This is a genomic window from Lysinibacillus phoenicis (genome assembly GCF_047238325.1).
Classification (GTDB): domain Bacteria; phylum Bacillota; class Bacilli; order Bacillales_A; family Planococcaceae; genus Lysinibacillus; species Lysinibacillus irui.
On record NZ_JBDFMP010000002.1, the window covers coordinates 1,374,220 to 1,391,348 of the forward strand.

General features: G+C 37.6%; 17 protein-coding genes. 8 read left to right on the forward strand and 9 right to left on the reverse strand.

Translation table 11 applies throughout. The features are described 5' to 3' along the window. Nucleotides 1–316 precede the first annotated feature (316 nt). On the reverse strand, nucleotides 317–1,018 hold the full coding sequence (locus ABC382_RS08405) for a ZinT family metal-binding protein (protein ID WP_274796309.1): 702 nt from the start codon (nucleotides 1,016–1,018) through the stop codon (nucleotides 317–319). A 257-nt stretch (nucleotides 1,019–1,275) separates the two neighbouring features. Here ABC382_RS08405 and ABC382_RS08410 point away from each other — a divergent pair, with 257 nt between their 5' ends. Both ABC382_RS08410 and ABC382_RS08415 read left to right on the forward strand, forming a co-directional pair. Continuing rightward, a complete protein-coding gene (locus tag ABC382_RS08410; protein WP_274796308.1) occupies nucleotides 1,276–2,031 on the forward strand; it encodes a DUF2087 domain-containing protein in 756 nt (251 codons plus the stop codon). A gap of 17 nt (nucleotides 2,032–2,048) precedes the next feature. Then, nucleotides 2,049–2,393: a GIY-YIG nuclease family protein gene (locus ABC382_RS08415; RefSeq protein WP_312505692.1), complete on the forward strand. Its 345-nt coding sequence runs from the start codon at nucleotides 2,049–2,051 to the stop codon at nucleotides 2,391–2,393. A 68-nt stretch (nucleotides 2,394–2,461) separates the two neighbouring features. On the opposite strand, the gene ABC382_RS08420 is transcribed toward ABC382_RS08415, so the two are convergent. From ABC382_RS08420 to ABC382_RS08455, 8 genes are all read right to left on the reverse strand, one after another. Further along, nucleotides 2,462–2,827: an MmcQ/YjbR family DNA-binding protein gene (locus ABC382_RS08420; RefSeq protein ID WP_322610410.1), complete on the reverse strand. Its 366-nt coding sequence runs from the start codon at nucleotides 2,825–2,827 to the stop codon at nucleotides 2,462–2,464. 123 nt (nucleotides 2,828–2,950) lie between these two features. Then, nucleotides 2,951–3,769, reverse strand: coding sequence for a YitT family protein (locus tag ABC382_RS08425; protein ID WP_412926706.1), 819 nt, complete (start codon nucleotides 3,767–3,769; stop codon nucleotides 2,951–2,953). Between the two features lie 84 nt (nucleotides 3,770–3,853). Then, a complete protein-coding gene (locus tag ABC382_RS08430; RefSeq protein WP_322605471.1) occupies nucleotides 3,854–5,152 on the reverse strand; it encodes a M48 family metallopeptidase in 1,299 nt (432 codons plus the stop codon). 187 nt (nucleotides 5,153–5,339) lie between these two features. Next, complete coding sequence (locus ABC382_RS08435) at nucleotides 5,340–6,149, reverse strand: hypothetical protein (protein ID WP_412926707.1); 810 nt, start codon at nucleotides 6,147–6,149, stop codon at nucleotides 5,340–5,342. Further along, on the reverse strand, nucleotides 6,142–7,212 hold the full coding sequence (locus ABC382_RS08440) for an MBL fold metallo-hydrolase (protein WP_322605348.1): 1,071 nt from the start codon (nucleotides 7,210–7,212) through the stop codon (nucleotides 6,142–6,144). Before ABC382_RS08440 ends, ABC382_RS08435 begins: the two co-directional genes overlap by 8 nt. Continuing rightward, the gene (locus ABC382_RS08445) at nucleotides 7,205–8,866 is read right to left on the reverse strand and encodes an ABC transporter permease (protein ID WP_322610409.1); all 1,662 of its coding nucleotides are present in this window, start codon (nucleotides 8,864–8,866) and stop codon (nucleotides 7,205–7,207) included. Before ABC382_RS08445 ends, ABC382_RS08440 begins: the two co-directional genes overlap by 8 nt. Before the next feature lie 52 nt (nucleotides 8,867–8,918). Continuing rightward, a complete protein-coding gene (locus tag ABC382_RS08450; protein ID WP_322610408.1) occupies nucleotides 8,919–9,944 on the reverse strand; it encodes an ABC transporter substrate-binding protein in 1,026 nt (341 codons plus the stop codon). Beyond that, on the reverse strand, nucleotides 9,941–10,906 hold the full coding sequence (locus ABC382_RS08455) for an ABC transporter ATP-binding protein (protein WP_322610407.1): 966 nt from the start codon (nucleotides 10,904–10,906) through the stop codon (nucleotides 9,941–9,943). Before ABC382_RS08455 ends, ABC382_RS08450 begins: the two co-directional genes overlap by 4 nt. Nucleotides 10,907–11,044: 138 nt before the next feature. Here ABC382_RS08455 and ABC382_RS08460 point away from each other — a divergent pair, with 138 nt between their 5' ends. The 6 genes from ABC382_RS08460 (at nucleotide 11,045) to ABC382_RS08485 (ending at nucleotide 17,072) form a co-directional block, all read left to right on the forward strand. Continuing rightward, nucleotides 11,045–11,956, forward strand: a complete 912-nt coding sequence (locus tag ABC382_RS08460; RefSeq protein ID WP_322610406.1) for a LysR family transcriptional regulator — start codon at nucleotides 11,045–11,047, stop codon at nucleotides 11,954–11,956. Between the two features lie 65 nt (nucleotides 11,957–12,021). Further along, complete coding sequence (locus tag ABC382_RS08465) at nucleotides 12,022–12,480, forward strand: PTS sugar transporter subunit IIA (RefSeq protein WP_274796297.1); 459 nt, start codon at nucleotides 12,022–12,024, stop codon at nucleotides 12,478–12,480. Next, complete coding sequence (locus ABC382_RS08470) at nucleotides 12,477–12,740, forward strand: PTS sugar transporter subunit IIB (RefSeq protein WP_322610405.1); 264 nt, start codon at nucleotides 12,477–12,479, stop codon at nucleotides 12,738–12,740. The genes ABC382_RS08465 and ABC382_RS08470 overlap by 4 nt, the downstream gene beginning before the upstream one ends. Nucleotides 12,741–12,775: 35 nt before the next feature. Beyond that, a complete protein-coding gene (gene ulaA / locus ABC382_RS08475; RefSeq protein WP_322610404.1) occupies nucleotides 12,776–14,044 on the forward strand; it encodes a PTS ascorbate transporter subunit IIC in 1,269 nt (422 codons plus the stop codon). Nucleotides 14,045–14,427: 383 nt separating this feature from the next. Beyond that, a complete protein-coding gene (locus tag ABC382_RS08480) occupies nucleotides 14,428–15,414 on the forward strand; it encodes a BMP family lipoprotein (RefSeq protein ID WP_312505708.1) in 987 nt (328 codons plus the stop codon). Continuing rightward, a complete protein-coding gene (locus ABC382_RS08485; protein ID WP_322610403.1) occupies nucleotides 15,411–17,072 on the forward strand; it encodes a methyl-accepting chemotaxis protein in 1,662 nt (553 codons plus the stop codon). Before ABC382_RS08480 ends, ABC382_RS08485 begins: the two co-directional genes overlap by 4 nt. Nucleotides 17,073–17,129: the final 57 nt, after the last annotated feature.

Genomic DNA, 17,129 nt, shown 5'->3' on the forward strand with positions numbered 1-17,129 from the left:
TAGTCAATAGAATATGTACCAAGTCATCCCCTCTGTAGAAACAGCTATCTATAAAGTCAGATAAATACCTCCCAAAGTAATCTAATAACCTGGGAGGTATTTATTGGTTATAATGTGTATTTTGTGATCAATCATACTTCCAATTAGAAAGCATTTACATTTCGAGTAGTCTTACTTCTAACGGATAAAACATGGGAAAAAAAATGCTGGCTCCAGCCTGTTTTTATCGTATATAGTAATTTTAAAACAAATTATTTTCAACTTCGATGGAAACCATTATTTTAATGACTTCCAGAAACCTCGTGTCTATTTACTACTAATGAGCCTCCATTTCCTCAGCAATTTCCTCCCCTGTTAATGACTTCGGATAAAATGTGGGCCAATTATCCAGCTCCTCTAACAGCTCTGCACGATCATCACCAAAGTAAATATGAAAATGTGTTGATGCTTGATCTGAAATAATATGGTCACTAAATTGTACATATGTTGGCGCTTGTGAATTTTCATCTGTTTGCTTGAATATATAGCGAACGCCACGATTACCTTTGTCATATGTTAAAATCTCATATCCATCATACACATATGTACCTGTAACAACTTCTCCATTCCTATAAAATATCATTGTATTTTCGGCAATTTCAATTTGTGTGACATCTGTTTGGTAGCCAACTTTGTAATATTCCTTATATTCCTCAGCCGTTTTATCGCCATGAGCAGCTTTATGCTCTAATACCCCATCTAATGTTCCATCTAACAAATAGGAATAGACAGATTGCCATTCACCTTGCCAATTCGTTAATGGGCGATCTGTAATATCACTATCCTCAAAATAACCTTTGGAAATCTGTTTATCCTTATCTGTTTGTTCCCCATGGCTGTGATTGTGATGTTGTTCATGGTCCTCCCTATGCTCTGTCGCTTTAGCAACCACATCCTCCTCTTTTTCTTTCTCCTGACACGCCACTAAAGTAGAAGCAATTGTTGCTACTGCAAATGGCACTAACCATTTTTTATTCATTGTTACCCTCCTTGTAAATAGTAATGTTTACGATTTAAAACTATATAGTAATCATTACGATTTGTAAATAGTTTTCATCATCTAGGGTTATTTTTTCGCTTATCTAGTATTAGTAAAAATTTAAAAGCTTCCCCAACATATTGACACATCGTTTATAAAACGAATTGTTTTCATTGATTTTTTATAAACATTTTGTTATTTTAAATATAAATTAACAAACGAATATCAAAAACGTTTGTTAAATAGGAGGATTTCTCATGGATGTAAACGAACTATTTTGGCAAGCTCCTATCAACGACCTCAAAAAGGGCTACATCGACGAAAAGACACATTTCACTTGCTTATTGTGCGGTGAAAAAGTAGAGAAAGGGATTATATATCCCTATGAAGGCTTACTGTATGAAGCGGAAAAAATGATGCAGCAACATATAACAGTTGCACACCAATCTGTCTTTCATTATTTAAATGGTCTCAATAAAAAAATGACAGGCTTAACAGAACACCAAAGTCATATTTTACGCTTATTTTATGAAGGTAAATCCGACCAGGATATAAAAGAGGAATTAGAGATTGGAAGTGCCACGACTATTCGCCACCACCGTTTTGCGTTAAAAGAAAAAGAACGCCAAGCCAAAACATTGTTGGTAATGATGGAGTTATTGAAGGAACAAGATCAGAAGGAGGAACCATTTGTGCCTATTCATAAAACAGCTACAATGGTGGACGATCGCTACAACGTCACCCACTCGGAAGAACAGCAATTATTAGAAAAATTCTTTCCACATGGTATCGGCAAGGAGCTAGTACGTTTCCCTAAACGAGAAAAGCAGAAAATTGTAGTACTCCGTGCCATAACAAAGCTATTTGACGCAGAAAAACAATACACGGAAAAAGAATTGAATGAAGTAATCAAACCGATGTATGAAGACTATGTCCATATTCGTCGCTACTTAATTGAATATGGATTTCTAGACCGAAAAGCAGACGGTAGTGCCTATTGGGTAAAAAAATAAGAAAGCGGGTTTTTCACATGGATCAGAAAAAAGAGTTAAAAGAAATGTATAAAGACATGAAAATTGAAGCAGGCGTTTTTACAATAACTAATACACAAACAGGAAAAGTGTTTGTCGGTAGCTTTAATAACTTGAAAAGGCTAAATGGCTTTCAATTTATGCTAAAAACAAATACACATACCAATAAAGAGCTTCAAGCTGATTACAATACGTTTGGCCAAGATGCTTTTGAAGTGAAAATTGTTGAATATTTGAAGAAAAAAGAAGAGGGCTATTTCGATGCTAAAAGAGAACTCGAAAAACTAGAGCAAAAATGGCTGGACACGTTAAAGCCTTTTGGTGAGCGTGGTTATCATTCTTAATTTTACATGAGCGCATTTACTCTAATAAGATAGGTAAATGCGCTTTAAAACTTTTGCATGCATTGCGTTTAGTTAGTTTCTTTTAATCCAATTTCCTTTTGGGCTTTTTTTGTTAGCTTACTGTAAACGAGCTCATACGAATGTTGGATAAGTTGCTCTACCAAATCCATAGGGACTTCTGTAGCATCCATATAAATCGAATTCCAATGAGTCTTATTCATATAATAGCCAGGTATAATGCTGTTATATGATTCACGTAAAACCTCTGCACGAGCAGGCTCACATTTTAACGTAAGTACTAGTCTCCCCTTTCCACCAATCATGGCATACATCTTCTCACCAATATGATAACGGTCTGCCTGCCATTCTTCCTTATAGTCATGGGTTGTTGCGTGAAGTTGTAGACAATAAGCATGAATCTTTTCCTTTTCCATCGTACATTCCCCTTTCAATCCATAAGCTTTGTTTTACTTGTTATCATGTTCTTAGAATGAAGATAACAAAAACACACGTTCGATTATAGTCAGTATAATCGAAAACGTGTGTAGAAAATAGCGTTATTTACTTGTACCTCGATCAAACATCCCTATTACTTCTGTCGTCTGTAGAATATTGACAAATGACTTAGGATCGGTGTCCTTGATTGTGCTTTTCACATCAGCAAGTTGATAACGTGTAATTACAGTGATTAACACTTTCCGACCTTCACCAGAGTAGGCTCCCTTGGCATCAATAATGGTTACGCCTCGATGAAGTTTTTCTAATAACTGCTGTTTAACTTCCTCACCTTTATTCGTAATAATCATTAGTGTTAATTTAATATGGCTAGTATGAATCGTATCAACCACTTTTCCAGTAGCATAAATAGAAACAAGCGTTAATAATGCAGCATCCCAACTAAAGACAAAACCAGAAACAGCCACTACAATACCATTCATTGCGGCAAGTAAAGTACCTAGAGGAAAATCTCGTTTACGGCTCAGAAGCATCGCAATAATATCAAAGCCCCCTGAGGAACCTGCAGCACGGAAAATTAGCCCCATTGCAAGACCCACAATGACACCACCAAATAACGATGCAAGGATTGGCTCTTGTGTCGCTTTGTAAACCGGAATAATATATAAACTTACTGACAAAACAGCCACAGAAAGAATTGTATAGCTAATAAAACGTTTGCCAAGCTTCATTACACCTATAATTAGCAAGGGCAAGTTCAGGAGTAGATTTAACACTCCTGTATTTAAAGGTGTCACAATCCCAAGCATGATGGCAATCCCGCTCAATCCACCACTGAGAATTTCATGAGGAATTAACAAAAAATTATAAGCAAAGGCCACTACAATGGAAGAAAGTGTAATTATAATCACATTACGCATAATGATGTCCCCTATAATCGACCGATTTTTGATAGAACTTTCTCTTAGACTACCCAACTTCATTAAATGAAAAACCTAACGACCTTACTTTTTCTTTTGTTCTTCCTTCAAAGGGCCATTCTCCTTGTGAACGCTTGTATCAGCAACCTTATAAATACGCTCTAGCATTGGTGGATGGGTATAACGGAACCATTTCACCAATAGTGGTGGATTGACTTCACTTAAGCCTGAAATTGTTAGCTTTTGAAATGCTGTTACTGCCGCTTCACGATCATTCATGAGGTTAATCGCATATTGGTCTGCTCGTGTTTCCTGATATCTTGACACGAAATTTGACATTGGATTGGAAGCAAATAATAAAATGGAGGTGATGAGTAAAAATAATGGATACGAGCAGATACTACTCACTTTATTAATTTTCAAAACCTGTCCATATCGTGCAACTAGACGCCGCATAAGTTTCGCCGTTATCCACAACCCTATTAAGGTAAGCAGAAGATAGCCTGCGATTCCAAAATATATATGCTTTTCTACATAATGTCCCATTTCATGCGCCATGATAAATAAAATTTCATTGTCCGTAAGTCTATTTAAGGTGGTATCCCATAACACAATTCTCGAATTGCTACCGATCCCTGTCACATAAGCATTTAAGGAATTGGTCTTTTCCGCCATATTCACCTCATAAACATGCTCTGCCGGGATATTTGCCTGCGTAGCAAGTGACAATATCTTCGTTTCTAGCTCTTTATTTTTTAGCGGATAAAAATCATTGTACAAAGGATCGATGACTACTGGCTGGATGAACATTACAAAAATTGTAAATGGGATAGTTAATAGCCATGCATAGAGCCACCATCTTTTTTCGCTTTTTTTAATAAGCCAATAAATAACGGTAACGATAATCAGGCTCATTCCAAAGTTGATCCAAAAATCGATGACTCCATCCTTCATCCACGATCCAAAGGCTTGAGTACTAATCCCATAGCTTTTACTAAGATAGTAGCGATAATAGTTAAGTGGGAATAAAACTACATAGACTAATAAAGACAATAGGAATAGATAGCCTGCATTTTGTAATAGCTTCCATTTCGATTGAGATGTAGACACCTTCTCAAAATACTGCGAGACGCCCAGCAATAAAATCATAAAGTAAACAAGCCACTCCAAAGGTGTCGCTACAAAGAATAAAAAGTTCCGTATTTTTGAATATTCACCACTCAAAAAAAGTTCCTTGCCAGACATAAACATCACTGGATCTGCAACCGTTCCTTGTAAAGCACTAGGTATTTTCCCTCCACCACTATGGAATATATACCAGTACATACAAAGCACGTAAACACCGAATAGAAGCAGCGTAACAATGCCCATTTTTTTTGCTATGTCATTTCCCCCTCATATCACCCAAAGATTGTCCTATAGTAAGTGTAAGCGAAATTACCAAAGTTAGAACAAACAAGGACCTACTTTTTTAACATCTCCGCTCACTAAGAAGAAATTCGCAACATTTCTATCAATGATTACATAAAAGCTTTCTCATTGGTTCGAAATATTGCGAATTTATTATATCCTATTTATCCATGACAAAAGCTGTTTTTCCTCGTTGGTCTTCACTTAAATAGCCAGCTAATAATAGCTGCTCATACCATTGCTTTTCAATTACGGCTGCCTGAGCCTCATGATCTACTTTTGTAGAAAGCTCAACCATGATGTCTCCTTTATACTGCCACACCTCAATATCTGCATCGTGTCCAAAAAAGCTTCCTTTATAAGTAGTAGCATTAGCAGGTCCGTACACAACGGCTTGAGATAAAGTATTTTTATACCAAGCATCAGAATCCCAATTTAGAATTTTCTTTGGTGAATTATCAAGAATTAGTTTTTTTGCAGCACTCGTATCTACCTCATCGTAAGAAACATTCGAGGATGTTTTTAAAGATTCTTTACGACTAATGGTAAACGTACGATGATTTCCCTTTATATCTAATTCAAACTTGTAATTGGATTCAGAACCAGTAAAGCCATGACTTTCTGTCTCTGCAATTGCTTCGCTCAATGGTGTATTCAACAAGCGCTTTTTATAGGTAATATCCATCTTATTGCTTCCTTTGTATACACGTAAGCGGTGAATATAATCGTTTTGGAGAAAGGATTGATCAGGCGTATCATAAAAGTAAATCTTCACATCATCCTTCTTAACCGCCTGAAAAACCTCTAGAATATTGGATGATTCTGTGAAAAGCTCTGATTTGACATTGAATTTAATTTCATGTCCTGGCTCAATTGCTGCTTTCACCTTTGTTGTGCTTACACCCATAATACTGATAATTGTCAAACCCATCACACACATATATACAGCCCATTTTTTCAAGTTAACCATAATTGATTTCCTCCCTTTTTAATGTTGTTGCTAAATTTGTATGAGTACTATGAAAATAGATAGTTTTTCGCGCATGAATACATTGCGACAGCTTCATAAGATCTCGATAGTCAGGATGCGTTTTATAAAAAAACTCCGTTACAGGACGATTCAAATCTTTTCTTTTAAGCGAGGAATGTGCATAACCAGTTTGGATGACAATGGCCGTTGGATACTTCTTTACAAGCTCCTCTAACCGAGCGTCATTCTGTTCCATAAAGAAATAAAGCATATGATCACTGTCCGCTAGGTGCTGATGACGTAATGGCAACACCTTCTTGCTTGGCCACAGGTTGTCAGGGTCTTCATCATATTGCTCCAATAAATTTTGTAATTTAGTATCTACATGGATAGCTCGCGAAGTATGTTCAGAAAGATAGCTGATCATATCAACTGTTTTGCCAGAAAACGAGGAGGGAAAAATAAAAGCGTGATTTGGTTGAGCCTTAATGAAAGCAGCAAGTTGCTGTAACACTTCCAGATTATCAATACATTTTTCTATATGGCCGCTATCAATAAATGCTACATCATAAACGGTCCCGTCCTCCTCTGGTAGGGTTGCTTTTAACAAATAAGAATCGGCTACATAATCGCCTGAGAAAAAAAGTACTTCATCAAAAAATTGAATTTTGTACCACACACTTCCGATTAAATGTCCGCTATAGCCCCATTGGAAGGCAATACAGTCATTAACCTTAATCCATTTTCCTATGGAATCTGGATGGAAAGTATGAAGATTTGGTATAGGCTGTTGAAGCTGCTGTGCGGTCCTGTGGCTCATCAGTACTTGTCCTGAATACCCCATCTTTTTTAGTAATGGCAATGCGCCTACATGATCAATATGCGAGTGGGAAATAAAGACAGCTTGTAGCTTTTTTATATGGGCAGGCGCTAAATTTGGTGGCGTTTTTTCAGCATTTTTCATAATGCCACAATCCAATAATATAGCCTGTCCTCGGTTTTCAATATAAAAGCAATTGCGCCCATACTCCCCAACGCCACCTAAAATGTCAATATTAAGCATTGGCCTGACCCCCTCGTCTTTGCAGCCAATCTAATAGAAACATAAAAATTACTGTCATAATGACTGTGATGACAGCAACCGCCATCCCTACTCCTACATTCCCTTGCTCAAATTGACTATAGATAAATGTGGCACCTGTCTCGACAGAAGGCGGCAAAATGAGGAGACCTGCTACTAGCTCTCGCATTGAAATAATAAAGGTCATCATCATTCCTGTCAGAATCCCTTGCATTAATAACGGAAGAATGATGCGACGATACACATGCCAATTACTACGCCCAAAAATAGAGGCTGATTGAAAAATAGAAGCATCTAATTGGGAAAACGAAGATTTAATATACTGTACCGAGTAGGGTAGGAATAGAACACAATATGTGACAACAACCATTGCTTTCGTGTTATAAATGGTTGCTGGCAGCCATGGAGCATTCCAAAACATAATTAGCCCTACAACAAAAACAATCCCTGGAATAATATTAGGCATTAAACTAAAAAAATCTAAAACCTGTTGTTTTTTGGTTTCTCCTTTTTTAATATAAAGAGCAATTAATAATCCAACAATGGCTGTGATAATAGCTGTCATAATTGAAAAAGTAATGCTATTTATAAATGCCGTTAAGCCTGCACTTCCTGCTGTAAATACCTCCTGGTAAGAAGCGAAGCTGAAATTTCCGGCTTGTAAACCATCTCCTCTTACTTTTTGCAAAGAGGTAACGATAATAGAAAAATAAGGTATACCAATAGACAGCAATAGGACCATCCCTACAAATATCCATGAGCTTGCTCTTATATACCACTTGTCTTTGATTTCACGTTTAGCAGGTGTTTTTCCAGAAAGTACACCATACGTATAACGACGTCCAATAAGATTTTGGAAATACCAAATGATTAAGCAAACGGATAGTAAAAATAAAGAGAGAGAGGTCGCCATGCTAATATCGACTGGCCATCTCGATAGATACGTGTGTATTTCGGTTGTAAATACTTGAAATCCAATACGACTACCAAATGTGGCAGGAGTTCCAAATTCAGCAAGCGTTTTGATAAAAATGAGTAGACTGCCTAAAACATAGCTTGAAAGTACAAGTGGTAAAACAACTGTTAGCCAATTCCGCCAAGAACTTCTTCCAAAAATAAGTGCCGCATCTAAAAACGAGCCATTCATTCGTAGCAATGTATTTTTTAACATTAAATACAAAAACGGAAAGAGATGGAGGCTCATAATCATGACCATGCCAAATAAAGAAAAGAAAGAGTCCGTCATCCAAGCCGCACTTGGAACTAGTTGCTGAAGAAATCCGTTTTCTTGCATAAACAATATCCAGCCCATCGAACCAATATAAGGCGGTGTCATAAATGGAATTGTTAACACAATATCAAGCCAATCATATTGATATAAACTTGTTTTCGTTCGGATAAACGCCATAGGAAAAGCGATAACCGTTGTCTCGATGATAACGAACAGCCCTAGACCTACTGAATTGGCAAGTGTCTGCCATAATCTTTCATGCTCGAACATTCGGCCAAACTGAGAAACATCGAATTGCCCCTCTTTTGTAAAGGTATAAAATAATATTGCCAGTAATGGAGCGACAGCAAAAACGGTGACAAGTGCCATTAAAAATCCAAAAGCTCGTCTTCTTTCCATAATCATGACTACTACAACCCTTCTATAGAAAACTGAAAAGGAGGTATAGCCCCCCTATTTAACGAAATAAATCAGTAAACTTTGTTAGTACTTCCAGCTGCTTAGCTTCGGCACCAATCCAATCGACATGTAGCTGTGGAATTTCATCTAATGCGGCTCGATTTTTAACAGCAATCTCTTTATTTCCAGGTAATAAATAAGCATCAGCTACAAGTTTTTGGCCTTCATCTGACAGTAAAAAATCAACATAGGCCTTTGCAGCTTCTACATGTTTAGCTTCCTTTAAAATACCAACAGCACGAGGACTAACTACCGTCCCACTTTTCGGGTAGATAATCTCTACCGGCTCACCGTCCGCTTTTGCTTTATACGCCATATAATCCACGCCTGCAATCGTGGCATTTTTCTCACCCGTAATAACAGCATCTAATGCTTCTTTATTTGCACCATTGACTTGTAAGCCATTTTTCTTCCACGTATCAATCGTCCTCCAAGCCTTGTTATCTGCTTCCGTATAGCCGAATAAGAAATCAACAGCAGAACCAGACAAGCTAGGATCGGGGATATTGATTTTGTTTTGCCAGTCGGCTTTTGCTAAATCGGACCAATCTTCAGGTATTTGTGTTGTATTTTTCGTATTATAAGCAATACCTAAAGCTGAAGCACTGTAGCCATAGAAATAGCCCTCTCCATCAGACCAGTCCTTGTTGATGTTGTCTTTGTTGGCAGCATCTTGATAGCTTTGCAATTGATCTGTTGCCTTTAAGCCATCCATGGAGGCAACGGACGCAAGCACCACAACATCTGCTGCAGGATTATTTTTTTCTGCCTCTAAACGAGAAAGAATTTTACCAGTAGTTCCTTGAAACATTTCAACTTTGATCCCTGTTTTTTCTTCAAAAGCTTCTTGAATATTTGCAGCTAAACCATCTGGACCAGCAGAATATACCGTCAGTACTTTCTCCTCCGGTGTCTTTGCACTTGCTTCTTTCACATCTTTTGCCTCTTTATTACCACAACCTGCTAATGCTAATGTCAATAAAATCCCAGCAGTTGCCCATAACTTAAAACGTCGTTTTTTCAATGTAAACCCTCCAATTGATAGATTTGTTTTTCATCAATAAATACTTGTAGTCGTTTTCCATGCTCTAAGGGATGATTTTCATAAAAACTCCATGGCTTTCCTTCCACCTGTGCTTGCACTAAATAACGGTCACCCACAAACGTACTTTTCATAATCTCCGCTTGCTTCGTTATCGTCCCTGGGCGTTGGATACTCGAAACGCCTTCAGGACGTACAATGGAATGTCCATTTTGTAGCCAATTCACTTTGCCAATAAAATCTGCTACGTACGGTGTTGCTGGTGCTCGATAAATTTCCTCTGGTGAGCCGATTTGAGCAATCCTCCCTGCCTCCATGACAATAATTTGATCAGACATGGTCATGGCCTCTGTTTGATCGTGTGTGACAAAAATAGCCTGGCAATCAAGCTCATGAATAAGATGCATGATTTCGTCTTGCATTTGCTCTCTGAGGACAGCATCAAGAGCTGACAGTGGCTCATCAAATAAAATCAATTTAGGATTGGTTGCTAAAGCCCTCGCTAATGCTACCCGTTGCTGTTGGCCGCCCGATAATTCACCAGGCTTCCGTAGCTCATAGCCTTGCATTTTAACCATTTGCATGACATGTTCCACTCGAGCCGGAATGTCTGACTTAGGAACAATCCCCTTTAAGCCAAAGGCAATATTTTGATAGATGGTCATATGTGGCCACAGTGCAAAATCCTGAAAAACCATGGCAATATTGCGTTTATTCGGTTTGACATTTTTGCGAGATTCCGAAGAATAAATTACGGTGTCATCAAATCGAATTTCCCCTTTCGTTGGTTGTTCAAGGCCTGCAAGCAATTTTAGTAAGGTTGTTTTACCACAGCCTGATTGTCCAAGAATGGTAATGAATTGTTGATCTAACTCCACATCGATAGGCCATAATGCTTGGGATTGCCCATATTTTTTCTCGATATTGGTTAATGAGATTTTCATACATATCCTCCTCGTTATGTACAACTATAAATTCCAGATATTTAGAAAATATTAATCTACTATTAATAACTCGTTAAAATAAATCTAATAAACTAAAGTAAATGCAAGATTTTTTCTAATTTGCTTTAGGAGGATAAAATGAATAATAGTAAATTAAAGGCATTTTGCTTACTCGTAGAATTAAAAAAATTAGCCCCTGTTGCCAAAGAACTTGGCATTACAGCCCCTACAGTGTCCTTTCATATCCGCTCTATTGAAGAGGAATACGGCATTCGCTTGTTTCGAACAAATGCAGGAGGATATCGTTTAACAGAGGCTGGCGAGGGTGTTTATCATTATGCCCGTCAAATCGTTCAACTCCAAAAGGATATGAATCGTTTTGTCGAAACCCTTTTGGCAGGACATATTGGCTCATTGCGACTTGGGGCAAGTGGATTGCCTGCGCATATTTTCATGCCAGATTTAATCCATCAAGTTTCAACAGCTTATCCAGAGATTCGCATTTCATTGGAAGTAAAAACAGCACCTGAAATTGAAGAAAAAGTTGCACTGCAAGAGTTAGATTACGGACTTATTATGGAAACTAAACAGGAAAATCCTTTACTTCATTACGAGACTATTGGTGAAGATGCACTCGTTTTGGCATGCAGTCCTACACACGAGCTAGCAAAAAAAAAGAACATCACAAAAGAAGATGTTCTTAAAAACAAACTATTATTGCACACGTCCTCTAGCTCCACGAATCACTTTATTGAAAAATGGATGAATCCTTTTCAGCCCTCTATGTATACGATTGAATTGGATTCTGTAAGCACGATTAAAAAGATGCTGACCTTTGAAAAAAATGTTGCTTTTTTATCTGTTGCTTTAATAGAGGAAGAATTAAAATCCGGATTACTAGTAAAAAAGGATTTACATGATGTGACACTTAAGAGAAAAATTCAATTTATTTATCCTAAAACGCGCTTAGATCACACGATTGATAAATTTGTCAAACAGTCGATTGATGAAGTTGCACAACAATTAAAAAAGTCTTCCGTCATGACATAATTCCACAGGTAGCCGTAATAACATGAAATGGGGACATTTTATTCTTTTAGAAAGGAGGGTTGTCCTTGCTAACCAAGCTGTTGACAAAGGATTGTATACAGCTTGCAAATTTTGTCCATTCGTGGCAGGAAGCCATTCATTTAGCTGCAAGCCCATTATTACAGTACAACAAGATTGAACAACGTTACATCGAAGCTATGATTCAATCCATTGAGCAATATGGTCCCTACGTCGTTATCACACCGAAAGTGGCCATTCCACATGCGCGACCAACTGATGGCGTTTATGAACAAGGAATGAGTTTGCTATGCTTAGAAAAGCCTGTATTTTTCAGTCCCAATCAGCCTGTTTACTTAATTTTTGTGTTAGCGGCCATCGATAATATGTCACATTTACAAGCCTTGGCAGATTTGATAGTAGTATTACAAAATCCTGACCAGATTGACGACCTTATTGCCTGTCAGCATCAAGACACGCTATGGGAGAAAATCAAACAATATACAACAAAGGAGTCAACAGAATGAAAATTTTAGTTGTATGTGGGAGCGGCTTAGGCAGTAGTTTTATTTTAGAGTTAAATGTCAAAAAAGCATTAGAGTCATTAGGGAAAGAAGCTGAGGTATCACATACGGATTTAGCATCCGCAAAGGCGGAGACAGCAGATATTTATTTAGGCGCCGCCGACATTGTAAATGAACTAGCAAAAGACAAAGGAATCATTGTGAGCATCTTTAATATGATGAGCATTGCGGAAATTAAAGAAAAGCTAGAACCATTTCTTTAGACACTTAAAAAATTGGATAGGATGAGGTGTTGAATATGTTAGATGTTATCATGTATGACATTTTAGGAACACCAGCTATATTAGTCGGCCTATTCGCATTGATTGGTTTACTGATCCAAAAGAAATCAAGTTCTACAGTTCTTTCAGGTACTTTAAAAACCATAATGGGCTTTGTCATCCTTGGTGCAGGAGCAACTGTCCTAATTGGCTCTTTAGATCATTTTAGTAAAATGTTCGACCATGCCTTTCAAGTACAGGGGGTCATTCCCAACAATGAAGCTATTGTGGCAGCTGCTCAGACTAACTTTGGTACAGCTACTGCACTGATTATGGTATTCGGAATGATTATGAACCTATTATTAGCGCGATTTACGCCATTAAAATATATCTTTTTAACTGGGCATCATACATTATTTATGGCTTGTTTAATCGCTGCTTCATTATCTGTAGGTGGGATGAGTGGTATACCACTTATTATTGTCGGATCTATTATCCTCGGTCTTTGTATGGTCGTGTTCCCTGCTATTTTACAACCAACAGTCCGACAAATCACAGGTAGTGACGATTTTGCTGTCGGTCATTTTGGCAGTGTTGGCTATTATGTTTCTGCCAAAATCGGCAAGTTAGTTGGTAATAAAGCGAGAACAACAGAGGACATACAAGTACCAAAATCACTTGGCTTTTTACGTGATACTTCTGTTGCTATTTCTTTAACAATGGCTATATTCTTTGTCATTGTTGCTCTTTTCGCAGGACGTTCTTATATCGAGGCACAATTGTCTAATGGGTCTAACTTTATTATTTTCGCGATTATGCAAGCGATTACATTTGCTGCAGGCGTCTATATTATTTTAGCAGGCGTTCGGATGTTAATTGCAGAAATTATTCCAGCCTTTAAAGGAATTGCTGATAAACTCGTACCAAATACAAAGCCAGCACTAGATTGCCCAACCATCTTCCCCTTTGCACCGAATGCCGTCATCATTGGTTTCATCTTTAGTTTTTTAGCAGGGTTGGTTTCTATGTTTATCCTCCCCTTCATCGGACTAAAGGTTATTGTTCCAGGGCTTGTTCCGCATTTCTTCACAGGTGCTGCAGCAGGCGTCTTTGGTAATGCCACAGGCGGCAGAATTGGTGCCATGGCAGGAGCTTTTGCTAACGGTTTATTAATTAGTTTTATCCCAGCTATCCTTCTTATCTTTATGGGAGACATTGGCTATGAAGGAACAACCTTTGGTGATTCAGACTTCGGTGTTATCGGTATTATTATTATTAATTTATTAAAATTATTTGGAGCGGTTTAAAGCTGATGTAATTAGCTTTCATATTGTTAAAAAAGAACGATTGACGTGGAGTTGATTTCGGTTATGCCAGCGTTCTTTTCAAGTGGCATCGCGCGGCTCATTGCATGCCACCAGGAATTCATCACCAAGCAATTCTGGCACGGAAAGTCTATCAATTTTCACAAAAATTATATTATGAATTCCTAGCGCTATTAGCGGTAGGCTTTTTGCTGCGGAAACTTTAATAAAACGATTACTTTATTTATAATCCTCCTTTATATGTGTCACTTAGTATGGATATATAGCAGAAAACTAATATTTATTTTTTCTCGATGTCTGACATCAGACTAAAAAACTTCACATTTTGCCGATATATATTCTATAAACAACAGGAGGTACAAAATTTGAAAAAATTAATGGTTATTTTTCTTTTGATTGCTCTGTTAGCAGCAGGTTGCTCAACAGCTCAAACAGAATCATCAACTGAGGAATATAAAATAGGTATTTTACTTTCAGATGCAGGACTTGGTGATGAGTCATTTAATGATTCTGCTTTTAAGGGGCTAGAAAAGGCCCGAGATGAGCTTGGTATTTTATTTGATTACAAAGAGGCACCTGATGGTAATTACGAGGAAAAGCTGAACGAGCTTGTAGCTGAAAAATACGATATCATCATTGGCCTAGGTTTTTCAGTACAAGAAGCGCTAGAAAAGACAGCAAAACAATTTCCAGAGCAGCAATTTATACTAATTGATGGACAATCTGAGGTCGACAACATAATTTCCATTACCTTTAAAGAACAGGAAGGTAGCTTTTTAGTTGGTATGGTGGCAGCTATGACAAGCAAAACAGGAAAAATTGGCTTTATTGGTGGGGCAGATGCTCCTGTTATCCATCACTTTGAAAATGGATTTATTGAGGGAGCTCGTTACGTAAAACCTACTATTGAAATTTTGAGTAAATATGCTGGTACTTTTGATGATACTCAGGCAGGCGCAGCAATAGCTGATCAATATATCAAAAATAACGTTGATTTTATTTACCATGCCGCTGGTTTTACTGGCTTTGGGGCAATTAAAAAGGCCGAAGAAAAAGGCATTTATGCAGCCGGTGTTGATATTGATCAATTTTTTGTTGCTGAAAAAACGGTGGTTACATCCATGCTAAAAAATGTTGACCTTGCCGTCTATCAACTTGCGAAGACATTAGTAGAAGACGGAAAAATAACGGAAAAATCGTTTGCCTTAGGTCTCGCCGATCAAGGCGTGGGACTAGCCGATATTCGCGTTATTCAACTGACAACCGAGCAGCAAGCTGCCATTGAAAAAGCAAGAGAAGCCATTGTTGCAGGTACGATAAAAGTAACTGCAGAAAAGAGGGATGGCCAGTGACATTACGTAAAAAATTATTTATGAATACACTGATCCCAATCGTACTGGCAATGGCTATGATTGGTTTCATTATCATGCAAACATTTACGATTCAAACAACAGCACAGGATGACACTGAACTTTTACTTGTAGTAAAGGAACTTGAACAAAGTCTGGTGGTTGCCAGCCAATCATTAAATAATTACACCTATTTAGAAAGTGAAGCCAATAAAAACGAAGCACTTGCTATATTACAAGAAACAAAAAGTAATGTAGACGAATTAGCCGCTCTCTCAAAAATACCAGAGCATCAAGCAATCATCGAGAAAATAGCTAGTAAATTTAAAGATCTAGAACAAGCTACAGAAAGCGGCTTTCAAGAAAACAACCGTTCTGAAATTAAAAAGCAGTCCATCAGAATCAAAGGTATTTTAAATGATATGTATTTGCTGAAAAAAGAAACGAACGAATGGTATCAGGAGATGATACAAGTCACAAAGCAAAAAATAGGATTCATTACAACTTCGACAATCATAGGTAGTGTGTTATTAATTATCGCAACAATTATTTACTCCTATTTGGCTGCGAAAAGAATTACCAAACCGATTAATCAAATTGTAGAATGTGCACAGGCCGCAGCTACAGGGGATCTAACGATTGATACCGCTACCCTTTCCTATCAACCAAACAGTCGAAACGAAATCGATCGATTAACAGAAAGCTTTTCACAGATGATGAATAATCTAAAAGGTACAGTTCAATCGATTGATCATATCGGACAGGATGTTAATTTATTTACACAAGATGTTACGAGCCATATGAAAAATATTCATGAAAGCAGTAACCAAATCGCTACATCTACTGATGAATTAGCAAAAGGAAGCTACACAATGTCAGAGGACATCCAATCTGTTGCGATTCTGATGAATGGTATGGCTGATCAATTCAAAGGTGTCATGCTAACAAGCGAGCAATCAGCTACAAAAGGTAAACAGGCATTGGAAGCCGTTCATAATGGGCAGTACTCATTAGAAAAGCAAGCTACTATTGTGAAGGATATTTCAACCACATCACTTGATATTAAAGAGGCTGTTACGCAGTTTTCCCAATTTACCTCAGAAATTGAAGGAGCAGCTAATGCTGTCCACACGATTGCAAGCCAAACGAATTTACTTGCCTTAAATGCCGCTATCGAGGCTGCACGCGCGGGAGAAGCGGGTAAAGGGTTTGCCATTGTCGCAGATGAAGTTAAAAAGCTCTCAACAGAAACAGAGCATGCAACGACTTTAATATCTTCAATGGTAACGCAAATTCAAGATGGCATTACCCATATACTAACTACCGCTGAACGTGGCTATCAGCTTTCAAATGAGCAAGCACAATCTATGGAAGAAACAGAAAAATCTTTCGCAGTGATTGCGACCCAAATTGCAAATATCCATCATGATTTACAACATCTTATAAAAGAAATGGGTCATACGAATGACATGAGCCAACAAGTAAATCGTACTATTGAAAATATTTCAGCCATTACTGAAGAAACAGCGGCTGGTACAGAAGAAATATCTGCATCGACACAGGAACAGCTACTAGCCTTCGAAAAAATTAATACAAAAATAATCGACCTTCAAGAAATGACAGATACATTGATGAATGAGCTAAAAAAATTTACATTATAGCCATTAGACGCAATACCTAAAGAAATCCAGTGGAGACATTCACTGGATTTCTAAATG

Excerpts from the sequence above, each read along its gene's own strand:
- ABC382_RS08455 (WP_322610407.1), bottom strand. The coding sequence starts at position 10,906 with ATGAAAATCTCATTAACCAATATCGAGAAAAAATATGGGCAATCCCAA.
- ABC382_RS08405 (WP_274796309.1), bottom strand. The coding sequence starts at position 1,018 with ATGAATAAAAAATGGTTAGTGCCATTTGCAGTAGCAACAATTGCTTCT.
- ABC382_RS08445 (WP_322610409.1), bottom strand. The coding sequence starts at position 8,866 with ATGATTATGGAAAGAAGACGAGCTTTTGGATTTTTAATGGCACTTGTC.
- ABC382_RS08415 (WP_312505692.1), top strand. The coding sequence starts at position 2,049 with ATGGATCAGAAAAAAGAGTTAAAAGAAATGTATAAAGACATGAAAATT.
- ABC382_RS08470 (WP_322610405.1), top strand. The coding sequence starts at position 12,477 with ATGAAAATTTTAGTTGTATGTGGGAGCGGCTTAGGCAGTAGTTTTATT.
- ABC382_RS08440 (WP_322605348.1), bottom strand. The coding sequence starts at position 7,212 with ATGCTTAATATTGACATTTTAGGTGGCGTTGGGGAGTATGGGCGCAAT.
- ABC382_RS08460 (WP_322610406.1), top strand. The coding sequence starts at position 11,045 with ATGAATAATAGTAAATTAAAGGCATTTTGCTTACTCGTAGAATTAAAA.
- ABC382_RS08410 (WP_274796308.1), top strand. The coding sequence starts at position 1,276 with ATGGATGTAAACGAACTATTTTGGCAAGCTCCTATCAACGACCTCAAA.
- ulaA (WP_322610404.1), top strand. The coding sequence starts at position 12,776 with ATGTTAGATGTTATCATGTATGACATTTTAGGAACACCAGCTATATTA.
- ABC382_RS08420 (WP_322610410.1), bottom strand. The coding sequence starts at position 2,827 with ATGGAAAAGGAAAAGATTCATGCTTATTGTCTACAACTTCACGCAACA.
- ABC382_RS08425 (WP_412926706.1), bottom strand. The coding sequence starts at position 3,769 with ATGCGTAATGTGATTATAATTACACTTTCTTCCATTGTAGTGGCCTTT.
- ABC382_RS08435 (WP_412926707.1), bottom strand. The coding sequence starts at position 6,149 with ATGGTTAACTTGAAAAAATGGGCTGTATATATGTGTGTGATGGGTTTG.